This window comes from Ramlibacter sp. (genome assembly GCF_013697775.1).
Lineage (GTDB): Bacteria > Pseudomonadota > Gammaproteobacteria > Burkholderiales > Burkholderiaceae_C > Ramlibacter.
The window spans coordinates 1-4535 of the sequence record NZ_JACCWG010000176.1 but is presented as its reverse complement, the minus strand read 5'-3'; the positions used below and the strand labels follow the sequence as shown (position 1 = coordinate 4535).

Genomic DNA, 4535 nt, shown 5'->3' with positions numbered 1-4535 from the left:
GCATCGACCTGCAGCTGCGCGCGGGCGAGGTGCTGGGCATCACCGGCGTGGACGGCAACGGGCAGAAGGAGCTGGCGGAGGTGCTGGCCGGCCTGCGCGCGGCCGACGCCGGCCGCATGGCGCTGGCCGGGCGCGACATCACGCGCGCCTCCATCCGCGAGCGCGTGCACACGCACCGCATCGGCTTCGTGCCGGAAGACCGCCACGCCACCGGCCTGGTGCTGGGCCAGCCGGTGTGGAAGAATTTCTTCCTGCGCAACTTCTACCGCCGCCCGCAGGCGCGGCGCGGCGTGCTGGACCACCGCGGCATGCGGCGCGAGGCCGAGCGGCTGGCACGGCAGTACGACTGCCGCCTGCGCGGCATCGAGCAGCCGGCGGGGGAGCTCTCGGGCGGCAACCAGCAGAAGATCATCCTGGCGCGCGAGATCGAGGCCGGCCCGCGCCTGCTGGTCGTGATGCAGGCGACCAAGGGCCTGGACATCGGCGCCATCGCGTTCGTGCAGCACAAGCTGCTGGAGCAGCGCGATGCCGGCGTGGCCGTGCTCTACATCTCCACCGAACTGGAACACGTTCTGGAAGTCGCCGACCGCGTGGCCGTGATGTACCGCGGCCGCATCGTCGGCACGCTGGAGCAGGCGCAGGCCACGCCCGAACGCATCGGCCTGCTGATGTCGGGCCTGGCGGAGGCCGCGCCATGAACGCCTGCCTTGCCTGGGCCGTGCGGCTGCGCGTCGTGTGGGCCTGCCTGTTGGCGCTGGCCGTGGGCGCGCTGCTGATCGCCGCCAGCGGCGCCTCTCCATGGCTGGCCTACCGCGCGCTGTTCACCACCGCCTATCTGGACTACTGGGGCTTCGCCAGCACGCTGGTGAAAACCTCGCCGATCCTGCTGGCGGCGCTGGCCGTCGCGGTGCCGCTGCGCGCGGGGCTGTTCAACATCGGCGCGGAAGGGCAGATCTATGCCGGCGCGCTGGCGGCCACGCTGGCCGGGCTGTTCCTGCCGCAGCTGCCGGCCGGCATCGGGAGCATCGTGGTCATGCTGGCCGCCATGGCGGGCGGGGCGCTGTGGGCGGCCATTCCCGGCTACCTGAAGGCCTACCGCGGCGTCAACGAAGTCATCGTGACCCTGCTGCTGAATTTCGTGGCGATCCAGCTGGTGAGCTACGCGGTCAGCGGGCCGCTGCTGGCGCCGGGCGCGCCGTATCCGTACTCCGAGGAATTGGCGCCGGTGCTGCGCCTGCCGATCCTGATGCCGCAGACCGATGCCCACATCGGCGCGCTGCTGGGCGTGGGCCTTGCGGTGCTGCTGCACTTTCACTTCCGCTACACCGCGCATGGCCACGCGCTGGACCTGGTCGGGCGCAACGCGCAGGCCGCGGCCTATGCGGGCGTGGCGGTGCGGCGCGAGCTGCTGCTGGCGATGATGGCCGGCGGCGCTCTGGCAGGCCTGGCCGGCGGCATCGAGGTGCTGGGGCTGAAGTACCGGCTGTTCCACCTGTTCAGCCCCGGCTACGGCTTCGACGGCATCGTGGTCGCCTTCATGGCCGCCGGCAACCTGGCGTGGCTGCCGCTGGGCGCGCTGCTGATGGGCGGGCTGAAGGCCGCCGCCAACGGCATGCAGCGCGCCGTCGGTGTCGAAGGCACGGTGGTGGACGCCATCCAGGGGCTGGTGGTGATCTTCGTCGCGGCCAGCCAGCATGCGTCGCTGCGCAGGTGGTTCGCGCCGCCGTCGCGCGGCGTGCCTGCTCGCGAGGCGCCCGCTGCTGCAGCCGCCGCGCAGGAGGCCGCATGACCGATGCCCTGCTGGATTCCACCGCCGCGGCCGCCTTCGTCGCCGCGCTGTGCCGCGGCGCCATTCCCGTCGCCTACGCGGCGCTCGGCGCCAACGTGGCGGAACGCTCGGGCGTCTACAACGTCGGCCTGGAAGGCAGCCTGCTGGCGGGCGCGTTCGGCGCGGCGGCCGGCACCTTCTTCAGCGGCTCGCCCGCCGTGGGCTTGTTCGCCGGGCTGCTCGCGGGCCTGCTGGTCGGCCTGCTGCAGGCGGTGCTGACCGTGTGGCTGCGCAGCGACCAGCTGGTGGCCGGCATCGCCGTCAACCTGTTCTGCATGGGCTTCACCGCGTTCGCCAGCCGCATGGTGTTCGGCGCGCAGCAGGGCTCGCATTCACTTGCCGGCTTCGCGCCGCTGCCGATTCCCGGCCTGTCGCAGATCCCGGTGCTCGGGCCCAGCCTGTTCAGCCAGGACGCGCTGGCCTATGCGCTGGTGCCGCTGACGGCGGGCCTCGTGTACCTGTTGTACCGCACCCATGCGGGGCTGGCGCTGCGCACCGCCGGCGAGAGCCCGCGCGCCGCCGATTCGGCCGGCGTGCCGGTGCTGCGCCTGCGCGCCATGGCGGTGGTGGCCAGCAGCGCATTGGCCGCGCTGGGCGGCGCGCACCTGGTGCTGGCGCAGATTCATGTGTTCACCGAAGGCATGAGCGGCGGCCGCGGCTTCCTGGCGCTGGCCATCGTCATCCTGGGGCGCTGGCGCCCGCTGGCAGTCGTGGCCGCGGCGCTGTTCTTCGGCCTGTGCGATGCCTTGCAGCTCTCGCTGCAGTTCTCGCAGCCGCAGATCCCGTTCCAGCTGCTGTTGATGCTGCCCTACCTGGCGTCCATCGCGGCGCTGGTGGGGCTGGGCGGGCGCGCCCGCGCCCCGGAAGCGGTGGGCAAGCCGTACGACCGCGAAAGCCGCTGAAGAGCGCCGCCGAAGAACACCACGTCACCGCGGCGCACCGCCAACAACCGATCGAGGAGACAAGAGATGGACTGGGTCAATAGCGCCTACCGCAGCAACGCCGACGTCGACGGCCACAACCCCACGCTGGAAGGCCGCGTGCTGCCCGAAGGCCGTGCCGAGCCGGGCCTGCGCTACACGCTGCCCGCGCGCCAGGGCTGCGCGGTGCGGCTCGCGCGCGGCCAGCGGCTGAAGATCGTCAACCCGCACGGCACGCAGGTGTGCGACTTCTGGGCCTTCGACGCCGAAGGCGCGCACGAGTTCATGTCGATGGAGCACGTGCGCGCCTGGCTGAGCAAGACCATTCCCGCCGTGGGCGACGACCTGGTGACGAACCGCCGCCGCGCCATCCTGCGGATGGTGGAGGACACCTCGCCCGGCATCCACGACACGCTGATCGCCGCCTGCGACCTGCCGCGCTACCGCACGCTGGGCGTGCACGGCTACCACGACAACTGCTCGGACAACCTGCGCATGGCGGCGCGGGCCATCGGCTTCGCGGTTGCGGAGGTGCCGGCGCCGTTCAACATCTGGATGAACAACCCGGTGGCAGCCGACGGCGCCATCGGATGGTTGCCGCCGCGCGCGCGGCCGGGCGACCACGTGGTGTTCGAAGCCTGCATGGACTGCGTGGCCGTGCTGTCGGCGTGCCCGCAAGATTTGGTGCCGGTGAACGGCGCCGAATGCGAGCCGGTGGAGCTGCAGTTCGAAGTGCTGCCATGAAGGAAATCCTCTGCGCCTACAGCGTGGACTTCGACGCCGTGGCGGGCTGGCTGGGCTCGTACGGCGGCGAGCGCTCGGTGTGCGACGTGTCGCGCGGCTTCTTCGCCGGCGAGGTCGGTGCGCAGCGCATGTTGAAGCTGTTCGCCTCGCGCGGCATCGCCACCACCTGGTTCATCCCGGGCCACTCCATCGAAAGCTTTCCCGAAGCCTGCGAGGCCGTGGTGGCGGCGGGCCACGAGGTGGGCCTGCACGGCTACAGCCACGAGAACCCCACCGCCATGTCGCGCGCGCAGCAAAGCGATGTGCTGGACCGCTCGATCGCGCTGATCGGGCAACTCACCGGCCGGCGGCCGGTCGGCCACAACGCGCCGTGGTGGGAATTCAGCCCCGACACGCTGGACCTGCTGCTGGAGCGCGGCATCCGCTACGACCACAGCCTGATGCACCGCGACTTCGAGCCGTACTACCTGCGCCGCGGCGACGCGTGGACGCCGATCGACTACACCCGCCCCGCCGCCGAATGGATGAAGCCGGTGCAGCGCGGCGAGCCCACTTCGCTGATCGAGATTCCCGCCAGCTGGGACCTGGACGACATGGAGCCGCTGCTCTACATCAAGTCCTTCGCCAACAGCCAGGGCTATGTGGGCGCGCGCAACGTGGAGCAGATGTGGCGCGACCAGTTCGAGTACGTGTACCGCGAGTACGACTTCGCCGTGTTCCCGATGACGGTGCACCCGGACGTGTCGGGCAAGCCGCAGGCACTGCTGATGCACGAGCGGCTGATCGACTTCTTCCTCGGCCATCCGGGCGTGCGCTTTTGCACCTTCGAGGAGATCGCGCGCATCCACGCCGAGCGCGTGCCGGTGCCGGCCCGTGCCTGACGTGGGGTCGATCGACGCGCTGGCGCGGCGCTACCGGGTCGGCGAAACGACGCCGGACGACGTGGTCCGCGCGCAGCTCGAACGCGCGGCGGGCGATGCCGCGCGCGGCATCTTCACGCTGCTGACGCCCGAGCTCGCGCTGGCGCAGGCGCGCGCCAGCAC

5 protein-coding genes are annotated in these 4535 nt (G+C 71.5%); all 5 read left to right on the top strand.

Annotated elements, in window-relative coordinates; translation table 11 throughout:
* A partial coding sequence (locus H0U68_RS08645; RefSeq protein WP_296354639.1) for an ATP-binding cassette domain-containing protein occupies positions 1–698 on the top strand: 698 nt, incomplete at its 5' end.
* Complete coding sequence (locus H0U68_RS08640; protein WP_296354637.1) at positions 695–1789, top strand: ABC transporter permease; 1095 nt, start codon at positions 695–697, stop codon at positions 1787–1789. The genes H0U68_RS08645 and H0U68_RS08640, both read left to right, overlap by 4 nt.
* A complete protein-coding gene (locus H0U68_RS08635; protein ID WP_296354635.1) occupies positions 1786–2730 on the top strand; it encodes an ABC transporter permease in 945 nt (314 codons plus the stop codon). Before H0U68_RS08640 ends, H0U68_RS08635 begins: the two co-directional genes overlap by 4 nt.
* A gap of 66 nt (positions 2731–2796) precedes the next feature.
* A complete protein-coding gene (locus H0U68_RS08630) occupies positions 2797–3492 on the top strand; it encodes an urea carboxylase-associated family protein (protein WP_296354633.1) in 696 nt (231 codons plus the stop codon).
* On the top strand, positions 3489–4373 hold the full coding sequence (locus H0U68_RS08625; protein ID WP_296354631.1) for a polysaccharide deacetylase: 885 nt from the start codon (positions 3489–3491) through the stop codon (positions 4371–4373). The genes H0U68_RS08630 and H0U68_RS08625 overlap by 4 nt, the downstream gene beginning before the upstream one ends.
* Positions 4374–4535: the final 162 nt, after the last annotated feature.

Bases quoted from the DNA above. Each gene is read 5' to 3' on its own strand.
- H0U68_RS08640 (WP_296354637.1), top strand. From the start codon at position 695: ATGAACGCCTGCCTTGCCTGGGCCGTGCGGCTGCGCGTCGTGTGGGCC.
- H0U68_RS08635 (WP_296354635.1), top strand. From the start codon at position 1,786: ATGACCGATGCCCTGCTGGATTCCACCGCCGCGGCCGCCTTCGTCGCC.
- H0U68_RS08630 (WP_296354633.1), top strand. From the start codon at position 2,797: ATGGACTGGGTCAATAGCGCCTACCGCAGCAACGCCGACGTCGACGGC.
- H0U68_RS08625 (WP_296354631.1), top strand. From the start codon at position 3,489: ATGAAGGAAATCCTCTGCGCCTACAGCGTGGACTTCGACGCCGTGGCG.